Source organism: Enterobacter sp. 3U4 (assembly GCF_057224565.1).
In genome coordinates, this window is record NZ_CP136665.1 from 3,329,306 (window position 1) to 3,345,386 (window position 16,081).

Sequence of the window (16,081 nt, forward strand, 5' to 3'; positions counted from 1 at the left end):
ATATACTGGAACCCCTTCGGCCCAAAACGGACCTTTTTGAGAGAGCCATGATGAAAAAACAGATTCTAATCAGCACTTTTTTAGGCGCGCTGCTGATGACCGGCGCAGCGCAAGCGGCGTCCTGGCAGGAGTCCCTGTCAAGCGCAGCGAATGAGCTGACCAAAGAGAGCAGCAGCTCTCAGGGTGGACTCTCCGCCTCTTCCCTCACCAGCCTGCTGGGCAACAGCGGCCAGAGCCTGAGCGCGGGCACGATGAACAACGCGGCGGGGATTCTGGAATATTGCGCGAAGCAAAAGCTGGCCTCGGTGACCGACGCGCAAAACGTGAAAAACCAGGTGCTGGGTAAACTGGGTCTGGATACTCAGGAGCAGAAAGCGGACACCAACTATATGGACGGCATTCAGGGCCTGCTTAATGCGCAAAACGGCCAGCAGCTTAACCTGAGCACCCTCGGCAACTCTTCTCTGGCAAAACAGGTGAAAACCAAAGCCTGCGATCTGGTGCTGAAACAAGGCGTTAATTTCATCTCCTGATCCACCCCATTTTCTGCCACAACACGCCGCGTTTAATGCGATAGTCTTGCAGCGCGGCGCTAAACGAGCGTTTTTCCCACCTGCCACCGTCTCAGCGTCCGTTTGTCAGGATGTGTCCGTCTTCATAAAAACGATTTTCTAAACCAAATCCTAACAACAGCACACTTTCGTGACACTAAAATTGCAGCTTAACGACATCGCAATTACATTGTATGACCCAAAAAATAAACAGTTAGCCAGCGAAGCATCTGGCGTCACGAGGATATGCTGTTGTCTGAAATCATGTCTCTTATCCTTTTTCTGGCTTCTGTCGGCGTTTACGCCTGCAAAGCCGGCCGTCACACCTGGTGGTTTATCGCCACGCTGGTGGTGCTCGGCATTTTTATTATTTTAAACATTACCTTATACGCCAGCGATTACTTTACCGGTGACGGTATTAACGATGCGGTACTCTACACGCTGACGAACAGCCTGACGGGCGCGGGTGTGGGCAAGTACATTCTGCCGGGACTCGGCCTTATCGTCGCGCTGGTGACGATTTTTGGCGCGCTGGCCTGGGTGCTGCGTCGACGTCGCCATCATCCGCATCATCATGGCTACAGCCTGCTGGCGTTATTTCTGGCGCTGGCCTCCGTCGACGCCAGCCCGGCGTTCCATCAGATCACCGAGCTGGTGAAGTCCCAGTCGCGCGACGGCGATCCGGATTTCGCGGCTTACTACAAAGAACCGTCGAAAACGATCGCCAACCCGAAGCTCAATCTGGTCTACATATATGGTGAAAGCCTGGAACGCACGTACTTTGATAACGATGCCTTCCCTGACCTGACGCCGGACCTGGGTGCGCTGAAAAATGAAGGTCTCGATTTCAGCCACACTATGCAGCTGCCCGGTACGGATTACACGATTGCCGGGATGGTTGCCTCCCAGTGTGGTATCCCGCTGTTCGCCCCTTTTGAAGGTAACGCCTCAGCCTCGATGTCGACCTTCTTCCCGCAGAATATTTGCCTCGGCGATATCCTGAAAAACTCCGGCTACGAAAACTATTTTGTGCAGGGGGCAAACCTGCGCTTCGCCGGAAAAGATGTGTTCCTGAAATCCCACGGTTTTGATCACCTGTATGGCTCAGAAGAATTAAAAACGACCGTTGCCGATCCGAGCTACCGCAATGACTGGGGTTTCTATGACGATACGGTACTCGACGAAACCTGGAAGAAATTCGAGGAACTTTCCCGCGCGGGCAAGCGTTTTTCCCTCTTTGCGCTGACGGTGGATACCCATCATCCGGACGGATTTGTCTCGCGCACCTGCAAGCGCAAAAGCTATGACGTTGATGGCAAGAACAACAAATCGTTCAGCGCCGTCACCTGCAGCCAGGAGCACATTGCCGCGCTGGTCGAGAAAATCAAAGCCTCGCCATATTTTAAAAACACCGTAATCGTGGTTTCGTCTGACCATCTGGCGATGAAAAACAGCGCCTGGGAGCAGCTCAACAAGCAGGATCGCAGCAATCTGTTCTTCGTCCTGCGCGGCGACCAGCCGCAGCAGGAGGAGATCGCCACCAAACGCAACTCCATGGATAACGGCGCCACCGTGCTGGACATTCTGGGCGGCGACAACTTTATTGGCCTTGGCCGCAGCACGCTGTCGGGGCAGTCCCTGTCGGAAGTGTTCCTCAACATGAAGGATAAAATCCTCGCCTGGAAGCCAGACATTATCCGCCTGTGGAACTTCCCGAAAGAGATGAAGGACTTCACCATCGATCGGGATAAAAACACCATTGCCTTCTCGGGCAGCAACTTCCGCCTGCCGCTGCTGGTACGCGTATCGGAGGGTCGCGTTGAGCCGCTGCCAGAAAGCGAATATTCCGCGCCGCTGCGCTATCAGCTGGCCGATTTCGCGCCACGCGATAACTTCGTCTGGATTGATCGGTGCTACAAAATGGGCCAGCTCTGGTCGCAGCCGCTGGCGCTCTCTACCGACTGGTGCGTTTCTCAGGGCCAGCTTGGCGGGGAGCAAACCGTCCAGCACGTGGATAAGGCGCAGTGGAAAGGCAAAACCGCGTTCAACGATACGGTGATTGATACCGCGCGCTATCAGCGTAACGTCGACATGCTGAAGATCGTCGACAACGATATTCGCTACAAAGCGGACAGCTTTATCTTTAACGTGGCCGGCGCGCCGGAAGAAGTGAAGCAGTTTAGCGGCATCTCGCGGCCGGAGTCCTGGGGGCGCTGGTCCAACGCGCAGCTGGGCAATGAGGTGAAAATTGAGTACACCCATCCCCTGCCGGAACAGTTCGACCTGGTGATCACCGCCAGGGCTTATGGGCCGAATGCTAACAAGCCCGTCCCCGTGCGCGTGGGGGATCGGGAGCAGATGTTAACGCTTGGAAACGACGTGAGCACGCACACGCTGCATTTTGAGAATCCTTCGCGCAGCAATACCCTGGTGATCGTGCCGCCGGAGCCGCAGTCTACAAATGAGGGGAACATCCTTGGGCACTCACCGCGTGAGCTCGGGATCGGCATGGTTGAAATCAAAATCGTCAGCAAAGCGGGTTAATACGCGTCACGCCCGGCGTTCTGCCGGGCGCTTATGAAAATAAATAATCCTATGCATCGCTTATAAATTAGATAAAAACACTTTATATAAGCCATTTTTATCTATAAATATCCCGCCAAAAAGCAAATCCATAAAATGTGCAGCTCCTGAAGTCACCACGGAGCGTTACGCACTTTTATCATGCTAACCGGCTATAAGTTCGAATCCATCCGGGCACTGCGCAGTGAAAATGTGATTGCCTGGGAGGTATTGTCCACGGCAAAGCCCAACGTCAATCTTGAAGATTACTTTGGCTCAATGCCCGCGACGCAGCGTAAAGCGCACTTCTTTGCGCAGCTTCGTCACGCCATGTTTTGCAAGGATGGCGATAAGTATTATCTCAATGCGACATCGGATTTACTGCTGGAAACGGACTTCCTCGACAGGCTAAAAGAAGAAACCCCGTGCCCGGAGAGACTTGCTATCGAGATCACCGATCTCCATACGATGGTCCAACTCGACGATACGCAAAGCCAGGTGCTGCGGAAATGCATCGCGACGCTCCATCAGTGGGGGATAGAAGTGTGGGCAGACGACGTCTGCGAAGACCTTCTTCCCGACCTTCTGACCAGCCAGATCCGCTTCTGCGGCATCAAAATTGACAAACATACCTTCTGGAACGGACGGACCGAGCAGGCTAAGTTTCTGCATCTCACCCGCCAGTGCAAGCGCGTCGCCAGCAAGGTGCTGATCGAAGGCATCGAAACCGCGGGTGATTTCGCGCTGGCCCGCGCCAGCGCGGCCGATTACGGCCAGGGCTATCTGTGGGGTAGAAAATGACCCCCTTCATTCCGAATGCTGGCTATCAGGTTATCGTTCTGAGCGGGAATACTTTTTTATGGCTTGGCCTCACTTCGATAATCTCGACGTCTGTTACCCCTCGCCCGGAGATGTATTGGATCAATGACGTTAATCCGGAAGGGCTTATACGCCTGCAGGAACGGCTGCTCAATACGCACGTCGGAGAGAACTGGCTGGTATTTACGGATGCCGCGCGGGTCTGCGACGTTCACGCCAGTCTGCGCAACGAGCGGGTTCGAGTCGTCGCGGACAACCTCTCTTTTGCACAGCTAAGCCACTGTTTTAGCGACACGACATTCGCCTTCGAAAACGCCGCCACGCTCTCGTATCAGGAGAGGCGGGTTTGCATGTTGCTCCATAAAGGGTTCAGTCCGGTTCGGATCGCAAAAATTATGAATAAGTCCCCTAAAACGATCTACACCCACAAGCGTAACGCGATGAACAAATTTTGCTGCCACAGCCTGGCGGAGTTTTATCGAAAACTCTGCCTGCTGGACGCTCAGTCATTCTCTTTGTAATTGCACTGTTACTCACGTCAGGAAATAAGATCATGAAAATTATCACCACTGCCGTATGTTGTTCCGCCCTCCTGCTTCCTGCTGCCGCGATTGCCGCAGACAGTACGGCAAGCGCGACGATGCACGTATCACTTGAGGTCGTGAAGTCGTGCACCCTCAAAGCCAACGACCTCAACTTCTCGCGTCACGGCTCCGATGAGTCGAGCGAAATCCAGGCCAAAACGCAGGTCGATATCGTCTGTACCAACGGCACGCCTTTCACCCTCACCGCCACCAGCAACGACGGCGAAAACGGTACCTTCTGGCTGAAGCCGGAAAACGGCGAAACGGGCGCGCAGAAGATTGCGTGGAAACTCTTTGCCGACGAAGGCAAGCAGACGCAAATCACCGGCACGAATGGCCTGGACGATACCGGCAACGGTGCGGAACAGGAGGAAACGCTGTATGGCGTTATTGACGCTGGGGCGCTGACAACCGCCCAGGCCGGTGCCTACAGCGACGATATCACGTTAAAACTGGAGTACTGATCGTGCGTCGCTACCTTCCCTGCTTCATTCTGTGGCTCATGATGCTGGCGCTGCTGTCGCGCTACGCGCTGGCCGCCACGCTTCAGGTAGCCCCGGTAACGCTCGACCTGCAGAGCGATCAGCGGGCAGCGGCGGTCTATCTCACTAACAGTGGGAAGGCGGCCATCCATGCGCAGATTCGGGTGTACGAATGGACGCAAAAAAACGATAAAGATGTTCTGGTGGCCACCGGGGAGGTGGTCAGCAGCCCGGCGATGACATCACTGGCGCCGGGCCAGCAGCAGCTGGTGCGCATTATCGTCATGCAGCCCGGCATCCGTGCACAGGAACAAAGTTACCGGCTGATCATCGACGAATTACCGGACGCCACGTCCCGTGCCGCTAATCCCAACGCGGTGCACTTCCTGCTGCGCTACTCGATTCCGGTGTTTATTGCCGGGAACCAGAACGCGCCCGTCAGCCACGATGCCCTGAGCTGTGAGCAGGCAGACATACCGGCCACCGTCCGCTGCTTTAACGCCGGAAACCGCCACATCCGCCTGAGCCACCTTGAGGCCCTGACGGCTGATGGGCAGGTTATAGGGTCGATTAAAGGCCTGGCGGGCTATGTGCTCCCGGGACACACCGCTCTTTTATCGCTTAAGCAGCCCTCACGACACGCGCTCAGCACGCTGCGCGTCTATCTCAATGATGACCACCATGCCAGCCAGATACCCTTGCGCCCGCTCGCTTCTCGCGCTCCTGTTTTGGCTACCGCTCATGCTGTCAGCCCGGACTGAACCCGCCGACACCGTTCAATGGCTGGCCATTACCGTGAACCACGCCCCGCGAGGCGAGCTCTGGGCCTGCCGGGTGGTGGATAATGCGCTATGGATAAGCCGCAGCGACATGAAAAAGCTGGGGCTTCACGCCCCGGACGATCGCACCGAGTGGGTTGAGTTGACTTCCCTGCCGGGCCTGAAGGTCAATCTCGACGTGCTGTCCCAGCAGGTGTCGATTACCGCAGAGGCCGACGCGCTCGAGGGCCAGCAGCATCTGACCGTCTCAAAGCCCACGCCCATGTACCGCTATCCTGATGCGCAGCCCGTCAGCGCGTATACGCTCGGATACGCGCTCTACGCCAGCGACGCGCAGGGGAAGCGCCAGCTTAACGCCCAGACCATGCTGACCGCCTCCGGCGGGCTGCCCGGAACGTTCAGCAGCAGTTTTTCAAGCCATGCCGGGGAGGAAAACAGCGCCGGTCGACCGACCCACACCCGTCTCGAAACACGCTGGCAGTGGGACAATACCGACTCGCTGACGACGCTGGCGCTGGGCGACAGCGTCACCACCGGCACCCGCTGGAGCCGACAGGTGCGCTTTGGCGGACTGCACTGGGCACGTAACTTTGAGCTCAATCCCCAGCTCAATACCGAACCGCGCAGTCGCTACAGCGACACGGCCGTGCTGCCTTCCACGGTCGATCTTTACATCGACGGCCTTAAGCAGAGCAGCCAGCGCGTCACGCCGGGGGACTTTCTGCTGGATACCCTGCCCTCCTTCACCGGAAGCGGGCAGGCGCAGGTCGACCGATATCAACGGCCAGCGTCGCGCCGTACAGCTCGATCTCTACGGCGCGCCGGGCATGCTGGCGGAAGGGCTCAGCAGCGGCTCGCTGGACATCGGCTGGATGCGCGAAAACTACGCCCTGCACTCCGACGACTATGCCGCCTCGCCGCTGCTGGACGCGGGCTGGCGCTATGGGGTGAATAATCACCTGACGCTGGCGCTGCATACGGAACAGCAGCGCAGGCTGCGCAACGTGGGCACGGGCGCTGACTGGCTGGTCTCTCCTGCCGTAGGGGTGGTCAGCCAGCACGTTGCCGTGAGCGACAGCCCTTACGGTCGGGGCGTTCAGTGGGGACTCGGCTGGCAGTGGAACGGCAGAGGTACGGGCATTTCAGCCAGCACCGTCCGTACCGAGGCGGATTTCGCCGACAACGCCCGCATGAGCGGTGCCGCGCCCGTCAGACGCAGCGACAGCGTGTGGGTAAGCCAGTCCGTCCCCCACTTCGGCACCGTGGGCGCGGGCTGGGTACAGCAGAACATTCAGGGCAGTACAGAGCGCTACCTCAACGCCTCCTGGTCGGTGTCGCTGCCGGCACACATCTCCACCACGCTAAGCTATACCCGCTCGTTTACGGATGCGTCGAGTCACGTTCAGCTGCTGCTTTCCGTCCCATTGGGTCGCGAGGACACGCTCTCCGTTCAGGCCAGCCGGGATACGCCGCGCATGGATTACCGTCACCAGCCGGACGATGAGACCGGCGGCTGGTCATGGGCGCTGGGCCAGGGCTTTGGCGAACGGCGTGAAAGATATGCGGACGTAGGCTATCTGGGCCGAGCGGGCGAATGGCACGCTGGGCTGCAGCAAGGTGCCAGCCAGGGCAATAAGTATGCCTCCGCCGAAGGCAGTCTGACGCTGCTGGACGGCAGCCTGCACGCGCTGCGCTACATCCAGCAGGGCATGGCGCTGGTGTCCACGCACGGCGTTGGGCACGTACCGGTGATGCTGGAAAACCGCCCGGCCGGTGAAACGGATGAGGACGGTTATCTCCTGCTGACCGACCTGCCGCGCTACCACAACAGCAAAGTCAGCATTAACCCGCTCGACCTGCCTGCCGATGTGATCGCCCCCGTCACCGACATGCATGCCAGGCCGGGCAACAGCAGCGCGGTGAAAGTCGATTTTAACGTCCATCACGCCGTCACGGTTCAGGCCCGGCTGGTCGACAGCCGCCGCAGGCCGCTCCCGCTGGGCAGCGTCGTGTCAACGCCGAAGGGTGCCACCATCGTTGGACGCGACGGCTTTATCTGGCTTGAAGACCCGCCCCTGCCGGGTGAGCTGGTGGTGAAGACCGGTGAGGGGGAGTGCCGGGTCACGCTTCCGGCGCCGCGTACCGCGTCATCTATACAGAATATCGGAGAACAACTGTGTCATTAAGAGCGCCGTTATTATTGCTGCTCGTCGTGTCCGTGAAGGCAATGGCGGCAGCCTGCTGGATAACCTCCATGCCCGCCATTAACTTTGGCAACGTCGTGGCGGGCAATTCCACCTCCGTCAACACCGAGGTCAAATTTAGCTGCCAGGCCGACAACGAGGGCAGGACGGAATATCTCAACGTCTGTCTGAGCAGCGTAGACGCCCCGCCCTTTGAGATGATCTCGCCGGGGGATCAGGAGGGGAAACAGTACACCCTCCTCTTCCGCCTGCTTAACGGCGCAGCGCGCTCTCAGGAGCTGGGGCCTGCCAGCAGCGGGAACCTGATTCAGCAGACTCTGGCCGCGGAAAGCAATGCCAACGTCAGCGGTACCTTTCCGCTTGTCGCCACCATTCCGGCAGGGCAAAGCCAGCTTCCGGCCTACCACTATTACAACTACAACATGAATCTGCGCATCGCCTGGCACAGCGCCCTGCGTCAGGATGCGCTGCAAAACTGCTCGGACGGTTCGGCAGAGGGGGAGCAGGTGCAGGGCGGCACCAGCGCGCAGGCCGAAATCAGCCAGGGGTGCTACATCGAGCGTGTGACGCCGCTTAACTTCGGCACCCTGACCAGCACCGCTACCCTGCGCCCGACGCGATCTACCGCCACCCTCACCACGCGCTGTCCGGCCGGAACCGCGTTCACCCTTGCGATGGGCAAAGGCAACCATGCCAGCGGTAATCAGCGGCAGCTCTGCAACAGCGAGGGCCAGTGCCTGCGCTACGGGCTCTGGCAGGATGCGGCGGCCACGCAACGCTGGGGAGATCAAAGCAGCGGCGATGCGCTGCAGGTCACGAATCCCGAAGGCGGCACCCAGAACTACACCGTATACGGCGAGGTTCCGGCGCAGCCGCTAACCGGCACCGGGGAATTTATTGATGACGTGATTATCACCCTGACTTATTAAATCACCCAAAATCCTGTCTGGATCAATGTTATCGGTAACAGTGGCGTTAAAATAGCCAGCAGTGCTGCCCGGAAGGTGTAAACCTTCTCTTTTTATTCGTTATCTCTGTTTTAATTACAAGAACTTATGAAATACCTGCTTGCTGACGCCATCGTCTACAACGACGAGGACGGTTCTGTTTCTCTTATCAATGCGCCGGATGAGGATGCGCAGCTCCTCACCTGTACGGCCAATACCATCATGAGGCTGCTGGTTCAGCATCATGGGAACGTGGTTGAACGGGAAACCTTTCTCCAGGAAGTCTGGGATCGCCGAGGGCTGCAGGGGTCAAACAACTCCTTAAACCAGTACATCAGCATTCTGCGCAAGATGCTGGCGACCCTTCTTCCCGACGAGCTCCTTATCGTTACCGTACCGAAAACGGGCTTTATGCTCAGCGCGGACGTCACGGTCACTCCGCTGGAGGAGGCCCCGCCGACCGCCGAAACGGCAAAACCTGCATGGCGCATTCGCCCGGAATGGCTGTTCTGCGGCGCGCTCACGCTGGTCGTCGTTTCGCTATGCCTCTGGATCGCGCTGATCAAGCCAGAAAACTCACAGAGGGAGATCCATCTGCTGACGCATATTGGCACCTGTCCGGTCTACACCTTTACGCCGCTGGCGGACGTGTTTCACGGGAAGGCGATTACGCTGGCGCAAACGCTTCAGAAGGACGGCCATCTTCCGTGCCTGAAAAACTCAATTTTCTACATGCACATTCAGAGAACGCTTTTCTACGGCCACGAAGGGCGGCTGGTGCTCTCCCAATGTTCCCTCACGCAGGGTAAAGCCAGCGCCTGTCGTACGCTTTACTATTACGAGTGGTGATATGAGACACAAAAAAGTTTGGCTGATCCTGCTCCTCAACCTGCTGCTGCTGGGCACCGTGCTGGCATGGTACTTTCACACTCCCCCGCTGTCGGTGGCCTGCGACGGAAACCTGACCTTCTCTGACCGGCGCGACAGCCACGATTTCACCTTTGACGGTGAGATCATTATGCGTTTTCATCCCGACAAAACGGGGTACATCACGGTTAACGGCAGCGTAGTGAATGCCCCGCGAAGCTGGGAGGTTTCCCGCCAGGAGATGTTTAAATGGCGTCACGTGGAGGGCGAGCTGTATGAGATCGTTATTCAAAAAGTGGAGCGTTTTAGCCATGACGCCATGCCGCCCGGGGTCTTTGAAAAATACGTTGCCGGCCTGACGCTGGGCAATAAAAGGCTTCTGACGATCGAGCGCACGCCGGAAGACGCGCTGGTGATCAGCAATTTCTATTCGCCGGTGCTGATCTGCTCGGAATAATGTCGACGGGTCAGGCTATACTTGCCGCCATGAATATTCGCATTCGCCCCACCACCCTCAAAGACGTTGCCGCCCTGTCCGCCATTGAACGCGCGGCGGCCGGGCGCTTCCGTGACGTTCCGGAACTCGCCTGGCTTGCCGATGGCGAGGTCATTTCCGCTGAGCAACACCTCGGCTATGTCGAACGCGGGCTAAGCTGGCTGGCGCTGGCGAACGACCAGCCCGTCGGGTTTATCCTTGCTGAACCCCATCCATCATCACTGTTTATTGTCGAACTCTCGGTTGATCTGAACTGGCAGGGAAAAGGGATCGGCAGGCAGCTAATCGCCCGCGCGGCAGATCATGCGCGTAACAGGGGGCTGACAGCGCTGACGTTGACGACGTTCAGGGACGTACCATGGAATGCGCCGTTCTATGCGCGGCTGGGGTTTGAAAAAATGACGACGCTGACGCCTGAACTGCGTCAGAAAAGGGAAGAAGAGACAGCGCACGGTTTCGTGTATGAAACGCGCTGCGCCATGCGCCTGCCTCTGTAATATCGCCCGGTGGCGCTGCGCTTACCGGGCCTACAAAACCCTAAACCGTAGGCCGGGTAAGGCGCAGCCGCCACCCGGCACAACTTACGGCGTTAGAACGTTTCCCAGTTATCACCAGCATCAGCGGTAACCGTTTTACGCGCCATCGCCGGTGCTGCAACGGTTTTCGCAGAAGCGAATTCGCGGGCTTTCATCTGCTCCTGCTGAATGCGGAACACCGCCACGGCCTGAGTCAGACGGCTTGCCTGCTCTTCCAGTGCGGCTGCCGCTGCGGCAGATTCCTCTACCAGCGAGGCGTTCTGCTGGGTCACGCGATCCATCTCAGCCACCGCCAGCCCTACCTGGTCGATACCGCGGCTCTGCTCGTCAGACGCAGAGGCGATTTCACCCATGATGTCCGTGACGCGGGTAACCGCATTCACGATCTCGCCCATGGTTTCACCGGCACTTTCTACCAGCGTTGAACCCACTTCCACGCGACCCACGGAGTCTTCAATCAGGCTCTTGATCTCGCGTGCTGCCTGGGCGCTGCGCTGGGCCAGGTTACGCACTTCACCTGCTACCACCGCAAAACCACGGCCCTGCTCGCCCGCACGCGCCGCTTCTACCGCCGCGTTCAGTGCCAGGATGTTGGTCTGGAAAGCAATGCCGTCGATCACGCTGATAATGTCGGCAATTTTCTGCGAACTGCCGGCGATATCGCGCATGGTCTGCACCACGTTATCCACCACTTTGCCGCCTTTCTGCGCGGTTTCGGAGGCGCTCAGGGCAAGATGGCTCGCCTGACGGGCGTTCTCTGCGTTCTGCTTAACGGTCGCCGTCAGCTGCTCCATGCTGGCAGCGGTCTCTTCCAGGGAAGCGGCCTGCTGTTCAGTACGGGAGGAGAGGTCGTTGTTGCCCATCGCAATTTCGCTCGCGCCGCTGTAGATCGCATTCGCGCCGTTACGCACGTCGCCAACGGTACGCACCAGCTCGCCCTGCATATGGCGCAGCGAGTCGGCCAGTTCACCCATCTCGTTGGTGCCCTGAACCTCAATGCGCTTCACCAGGTCGCCGCTGGCGATATGGCGAATGTTGTCGATCAGACGATTCAGCGGAGAGATCAGCGTCTGCTTGATGTTCAGCCAGACGGCCACAATCACCACCAGCACGGCAATCAGGACGCTGATCAGCACCCAGATAGCCTGGCTGAAGGAGCTGTTGCTGTCTTCGACCGCCGTCTGATACAGCTTGTCGTTCTGCTGCAGGTAGCTCACGTACTGCTTCTCAAAACCGTCCTGATAGCTCTGGGTCGGCTGGTCGAAGAAGGCGTTGATTTTGCCCGCGCCCAGCAGCTGAATCAGCTCCGCCAGCGCGCCGTGGTAGATATCGTAGTTACGCTTGATCTCCATGGCATCCGCATCGCTTTGACGCGGATCGCGCGGCAGGGCTTCGTAGGCAGCCCAGTTTTTTTCCGCCTGTTTCAGAGACGCAGAGGCAATTTGCATCAAATCGTTCACGGTCGCGCCGCTGCCGATATTACTCTGGTCCATCATGTAGCGGATACCCGCGCGGTTCAGGGTATTACGGGTTTGCAGCAACGCTACCCAGCTGGCGTTCAGCGTGGACTGTTGCTGGCGAATGGTTTGCAGGACGGTGAAATTCTCTTTGTCATTCTTAAGGGCATTAAAGAAAAGACCACCGGATGTGAGTTGTAAAAGGCCAAATATCGCTAAAACCAGCATTAAGCTGGTGACAATCTTGATACGGTTTAACATGTTTTCTCTTTCCTCAGACAGATACAGAATTTTCGGCCTGGAAAGGGAAAACTTTACGAAATTCATCCTGGAATTTGTGGTTTTTACTCTTCTTCCCGCGCTGCGTTATGCCGGTTTCCGAGTTCAATAAACTCTTCCAGCAGCGCCGTCAGCTGTTTCATCTTCTCCGGCGTGTATTCCGCCTCAATTTGCTGATACGCCTCTTCGACCTGCGCCTGGGCGTGTTCATACAGCGCATTCCCCTCTTTGGTCAGCGACACGTACAGCTTGCGCTGGTCGTTCACCGGCTTTAAGCGCAGCACCAGGCCGTCACGCTCCATCCGCGTCAAAATGCCCGTCAGGCTCGGGCGCAGGATGCAGGTGCGAAACGCCAGATCGTGAAAATCCATCGACGGATGTTCAGCCAGCACGCGCACAATGCGCCACTGCTGCTCGGTCAGGTTATGGCGCTTCACGATCGGGCGGAAGTACGACATCGCCGCTTCCCGCGCCTGCAGCAGCGCGATGGTTAATGAATCATGCATAGCCTCTCCCCGCTAGTCATTAACAAGTAAACAATCACTAAAAGATGCTTTTATAAACAACACGTTTTCCGTCAAAAAGTCTAACAGAAACCATTCGATTTTCTTAACAAACTGATTTAAATATAAATAAAAACCAATATGTAAATTTATTGTTATTCATATCACAAATTTTTCACTTCTGATTGCGAAATAAACAGCAAAAGCATAAAACCAGATCATTAACATATTAACGAAATCATAACCCGGACTAACGGGATGAGGAGTATATGAATGAAAGGTACCGTTTTTGCCGTCGCTCTCAACCATCGAAGCCAGCGTGAAGCCTGGCGCGAGGCGTTTGAAAAAGCCCCCTACAACACGCCGCCGAAAACGGCGGTGTGGTTTATCAAACCGCATAACACGGTGATTCGCGCGGGCGAGCCCATTCCGTTCCCGCAGGGGGAAACGGTGCTGAGCGGCGCCACGGTGGCGCTGGTAGTGGGCAAAACCGCCAGCAAGGTGCGCGTGGAGGACGCCGCGGAGTACATCGCGGGGTATGCGCTCGCCAACGAAGTGAGCCTGCCGGAAGAGAGCTTCTACCGCCCGGCCATCAAGGCTAAATGCCGGGACGGATTTTGCCCGCTCGGCGAACTTGTCGCCGTTGATAACGTGGATAACCTGACCATCATCACCGAGATCAACGGCCGCGAAGCGGACCACTGGAACACGGCCGATCTGCAGCGAAGCGCCGCCGAACTGCTGAGCGCCCTGAGCGAGTTCGCCACCCTTAATCCCGGCGATGCGATCCTGCTCGGTACTCCGCAAAGCCGCGTTGAGGTCCGCCCGGGCGATCGGGTGCGTATTCTGGCGGAGGGGTTTCCGCCGCTGGAAAACCCGGTGGTGGATGAGCGCGACGTCGCTAGCACGCACCGCACGCCGCCGCACGCCACGCTGTTTGCCCTCGGTCTGAACTATGCCGATCACGCCAGCGAGCTGGACTTCAAGCCGCCCACCGAGCCGCTGGTCTTTATCAAAGCGCCGAACACCTTCAACGGCGACAACCAGACGTCGGTGCGCCCGAACAACATCGAGTACATGCACTATGAAGCGGAGCTGGTGGTGGTCATCGGCAAAACCGCCCGTAAGGTGAGCGAAGCCGAGGCGATGGACTATGTTGCGGGCTATACGGTCTGCAACGACTACGCCATCCGCGACTACCTGGAAAACTACTACCGCCCGAACCTGCGGGTGAAAAGCCGCGACGGGCTGACCCCCATTTCCCCAAACGTCGTGCCAAAAGAGGCCATTCCCGACCCGCACAACCTCGCCCTGCGCACCTTCGTTAACGGCGAGCTGCGTCAGGAAGGCACCACGGCGGATCTGATCTTCAGCATCCCGTACCTGATTGCATACCTGAGCGACTTTATGACCCTGCAGCCGGGCGACATGATTGCCACCGGCACGCCGAAGGGGCTGTCCGACGTGGTACCGGGCGATGAAGTGGTGGTGGAAGTCGAAGGCGTTGGACGCCTGGTGAACCGAATTGTGAGTGAGGAGACGGCAAAATGAAAAAGATTAACCACTGGATCAACGGTAAAAACGTCGCGGGAAGCGAGTACTTCCACACCACCAACCCGGCCTCCGGCGAGGTATTAGCGGAAGTCGTCTCCGGCGGCGAGGCTGAAATTCACCAGGCCGTCGCCGCCGCCAAAGAGGCGTTCCCGAAGTGGGCTAATCTGCCGATGAAGGAGCGCGCGCGCCTGATGCGTCGTCTGGGCGATCTGATCGACCAGAACGTACCGGAGATCGCCGCCATGGAAACCGCCGACACCGGCCTGCCGATCCACCAGACCAAAAACGTGCTGATCCCCCGCGCCTCGCACAACTTCGAGTTCTTCGCCGAAGTGTGTCAGCAGATGAACGGCAAAACCTACCCGGTCGACGACAAGATGCTCAACTACACCCTGGTGCAGCCGGTGGGCGTCTGCGCGCTGGTGTCGCCGTGGAACGTGCCGTTTATGACCGCCACCTGGAAGGTCGCGCCCTGTCTGGCCTTAGGTAATACCGCGGTGCTGAAGATGTCCGAGCTCTCCCCGCTGACCGCCGACCGTCTGGGCGAGCTGGCCCTCGAAGCGGGTATTCCGGCGGGCGTACTCAACGTGGTGCAGGGCTACGGCGCAACGGCAGGCGACGCGCTGGTGCGCCATCACGACGTGCGCGCCGTCTCCTTCACCGGCGGCACCGCCACCGGGCGCAACATCATGAAAAACGCCGGGCTGAAGAAGTACTCCATGGAGCTGGGCGGCAAATCCCCGGTGCTGATCTTTGAGGATGCCGACATCGAGCGCGCGCTGGACGCCGCCCTGTTCACCATCTTCTCCATCAACGGCGAGCGCTGCACCGCAGGCTCGCGCATCTTTATCCAGCAGAGCATCTACCCGGAATTCGTCAAACGTTTTGCCGAACGCGCCAACCGCCTGCGCGTGGGCGACCCGACCGATCCAAACACCCAGATTGGCGCACTCATCAGCAAGCAGCACTGGGAAAAAGTCTCCGGCTACATCCGCCTCGGTATTGAAGAGGGTGCAACCCTGCTGGCGGGCGGCCCTGACAAACCGACCGACCTGCCTGCGCACCTGAAGGGCGGCAACTTCCTGCGCCCGACCGTGCTGGCGGACGTTGATAACCGCATGCGCGTAGCGCAGGAGGAGATCTTCGGACCGGTAGCATGCCTGCTGCCGTTCAAGGACGAAGCGGAAGGACTGCGGCTGGCCAACGACGTGGAGTACGGCCTGGCGTCGTATATCTGGACCCAGGACGTCAGCAAGGTGCTGCGTCTGGCGCGCAGCATCGAAGCGGGCATGGTGTTCGTCAACACCCAGAACGTGCGCGATCTGCGCCAGCCGTTTGGCGGCGTGAAGGCCTCCGGCACCGGCCGCGAGGGCGGCGAGTACAGCTTCGAAGTGTTCGCAGAGATGAAGAACGTCTGCATCTCCATGGGCGACCATCCGATTCCAAAGTGGGGGATCTGAA

The 16,081-nt window shown here is 58.2% G+C and carries 16 protein-coding genes; 14 read left to right on the plus strand and 2 right to left on the minus strand.

Going from position 1 to position 16,081, the window contains the following annotated elements; genetic code table 11:
• Positions 1 to 50: 50 nt before the first annotated feature.
• From RVY89_RS15965 to RVY89_RS16020, 12 genes are all read left to right on the plus strand, one after another.
• Positions 51 to 533: a YjjA family protein gene (locus RVY89_RS15965; RefSeq protein ID WP_371899468.1), complete on the plus strand. Its 483-nt coding sequence runs from the start codon at positions 51 to 53 to the stop codon at positions 531 to 533.
• Positions 534 to 803: 270 nt separating this feature from the next.
• Positions 804 to 3,095, plus strand: coding sequence for a phosphatidylglycerol--membrane-oligosaccharide glycerophosphotransferase (gene opgB, locus RVY89_RS15970; RefSeq protein WP_484825836.1), 2,292 nt, complete (start codon positions 804 to 806; stop codon positions 3,093 to 3,095).
• Positions 3,096 to 3,275: 180 nt separating this feature from the next.
• Positions 3,276 to 3,914 (plus strand): EAL domain-containing protein, encoded by a 639-nt coding sequence (locus RVY89_RS15975; protein WP_484825837.1) that lies wholly within the window; start codon positions 3,276 to 3,278, stop codon positions 3,912 to 3,914.
• On the plus strand, positions 3,911 to 4,453 hold the full coding sequence (locus tag RVY89_RS15980) for a helix-turn-helix transcriptional regulator (RefSeq protein ID WP_484825838.1): 543 nt from the start codon (positions 3,911 to 3,913) through the stop codon (positions 4,451 to 4,453). The genes RVY89_RS15975 and RVY89_RS15980 overlap by 4 nt, the downstream gene beginning before the upstream one ends.
• A 32-nt stretch (positions 4,454 to 4,485) precedes the next feature.
• Positions 4,486 to 4,980, plus strand: coding sequence for a Csu type fimbrial protein (locus tag RVY89_RS15985; RefSeq protein WP_371899464.1), 495 nt, complete (start codon positions 4,486 to 4,488; stop codon positions 4,978 to 4,980).
• Between the two features lie 2 nt (positions 4,981 to 4,982).
• Entirely contained in the window at positions 4,983 to 5,759 is a 777-nt protein-coding gene (locus RVY89_RS15990; RefSeq protein ID WP_484825839.1) for a fimbrial biogenesis chaperone, read from the plus strand.
• Positions 5,680 to 6,732: a hypothetical protein gene (locus tag RVY89_RS15995; RefSeq protein ID WP_484825840.1), complete on the plus strand. Its 1,053-nt coding sequence runs from the start codon at positions 5,680 to 5,682 to the stop codon at positions 6,730 to 6,732. Before RVY89_RS15990 ends, RVY89_RS15995 begins: the two co-directional genes overlap by 80 nt.
• A gap of 235 nt (positions 6,733 to 6,967) precedes the next feature.
• Positions 6,968 to 7,963 carry a fimbria/pilus outer membrane usher protein gene (locus RVY89_RS16000; protein ID WP_484827945.1) on the plus strand — a complete coding sequence of 332 codons (996 nt, stop codon included), beginning with the start codon at positions 6,968 to 6,970 and terminating at the stop codon, positions 7,961 to 7,963.
• Positions 7,954 to 8,910 carry a Csu type fimbrial protein gene (locus RVY89_RS16005; protein ID WP_484825841.1) on the plus strand — a complete coding sequence of 319 codons (957 nt, stop codon included), beginning with the start codon at positions 7,954 to 7,956 and terminating at the stop codon, positions 8,908 to 8,910. The genes RVY89_RS16000 and RVY89_RS16005 overlap by 10 nt, the downstream gene beginning before the upstream one ends.
• Positions 8,911 to 9,036: 126 nt before the next feature.
• Positions 9,037 to 9,777 (plus strand): winged helix-turn-helix domain-containing protein, encoded by a 741-nt coding sequence (locus RVY89_RS16010; RefSeq protein WP_484825842.1) that lies wholly within the window; start codon positions 9,037 to 9,039, stop codon positions 9,775 to 9,777.
• 1 nt (position 9,778) lies between these two features.
• The gene (locus tag RVY89_RS16015) at positions 9,779 to 10,252 is read left to right on the plus strand and encodes a hypothetical protein (RefSeq protein ID WP_484825843.1); all 474 of its coding nucleotides are present in this window, start codon (positions 9,779 to 9,781) and stop codon (positions 10,250 to 10,252) included.
• A gap of 29 nt (positions 10,253 to 10,281) precedes the next feature.
• Positions 10,282 to 10,788, plus strand: coding sequence for a GNAT family N-acetyltransferase (locus tag RVY89_RS16020; protein ID WP_484825844.1), 507 nt, complete (start codon positions 10,282 to 10,284; stop codon positions 10,786 to 10,788).
• Between the two features lie 92 nt (positions 10,789 to 10,880).
• Here the strand turns inward: RVY89_RS16020 and tsr are convergent, their stop codons facing one another.
• Together tsr and hpaR are read right to left on the minus strand one after the other, a co-directional pair.
• Positions 10,881 to 12,545 (minus strand): methyl-accepting chemotaxis protein, encoded by a 1,665-nt coding sequence (tsr, locus tag RVY89_RS16025; RefSeq protein WP_484825845.1) that lies wholly within the window; start codon positions 12,543 to 12,545, stop codon positions 10,881 to 10,883.
• A gap of 83 nt (positions 12,546 to 12,628) precedes the next feature.
• A complete protein-coding gene (gene hpaR / locus RVY89_RS16030) occupies positions 12,629 to 13,069 on the minus strand; it encodes a homoprotocatechuate degradation operon regulator HpaR (RefSeq protein WP_023334396.1) in 441 nt (146 codons plus the stop codon).
• Positions 13,070 to 13,339: 270 nt separating this feature from the next.
• Between hpaR and hpaG the strand changes: the two genes are divergently transcribed.
• A complete protein-coding gene (hpaG, locus tag RVY89_RS16035; protein WP_484825846.1) occupies positions 13,340 to 14,617 on the plus strand; it encodes a 4-hydroxyphenylacetate degradation bifunctional isomerase/decarboxylase in 1,278 nt (425 codons plus the stop codon).
• Positions 14,614 to 16,080: a 5-carboxymethyl-2-hydroxymuconate semialdehyde dehydrogenase gene (hpaE, locus tag RVY89_RS16040; RefSeq protein ID WP_484825847.1), complete on the plus strand. Its 1,467-nt coding sequence runs from the start codon at positions 14,614 to 14,616 to the stop codon at positions 16,078 to 16,080. Before hpaG ends, hpaE begins: the two co-directional genes overlap by 4 nt.
• Position 16,081: the final 1 nt, after the last annotated feature.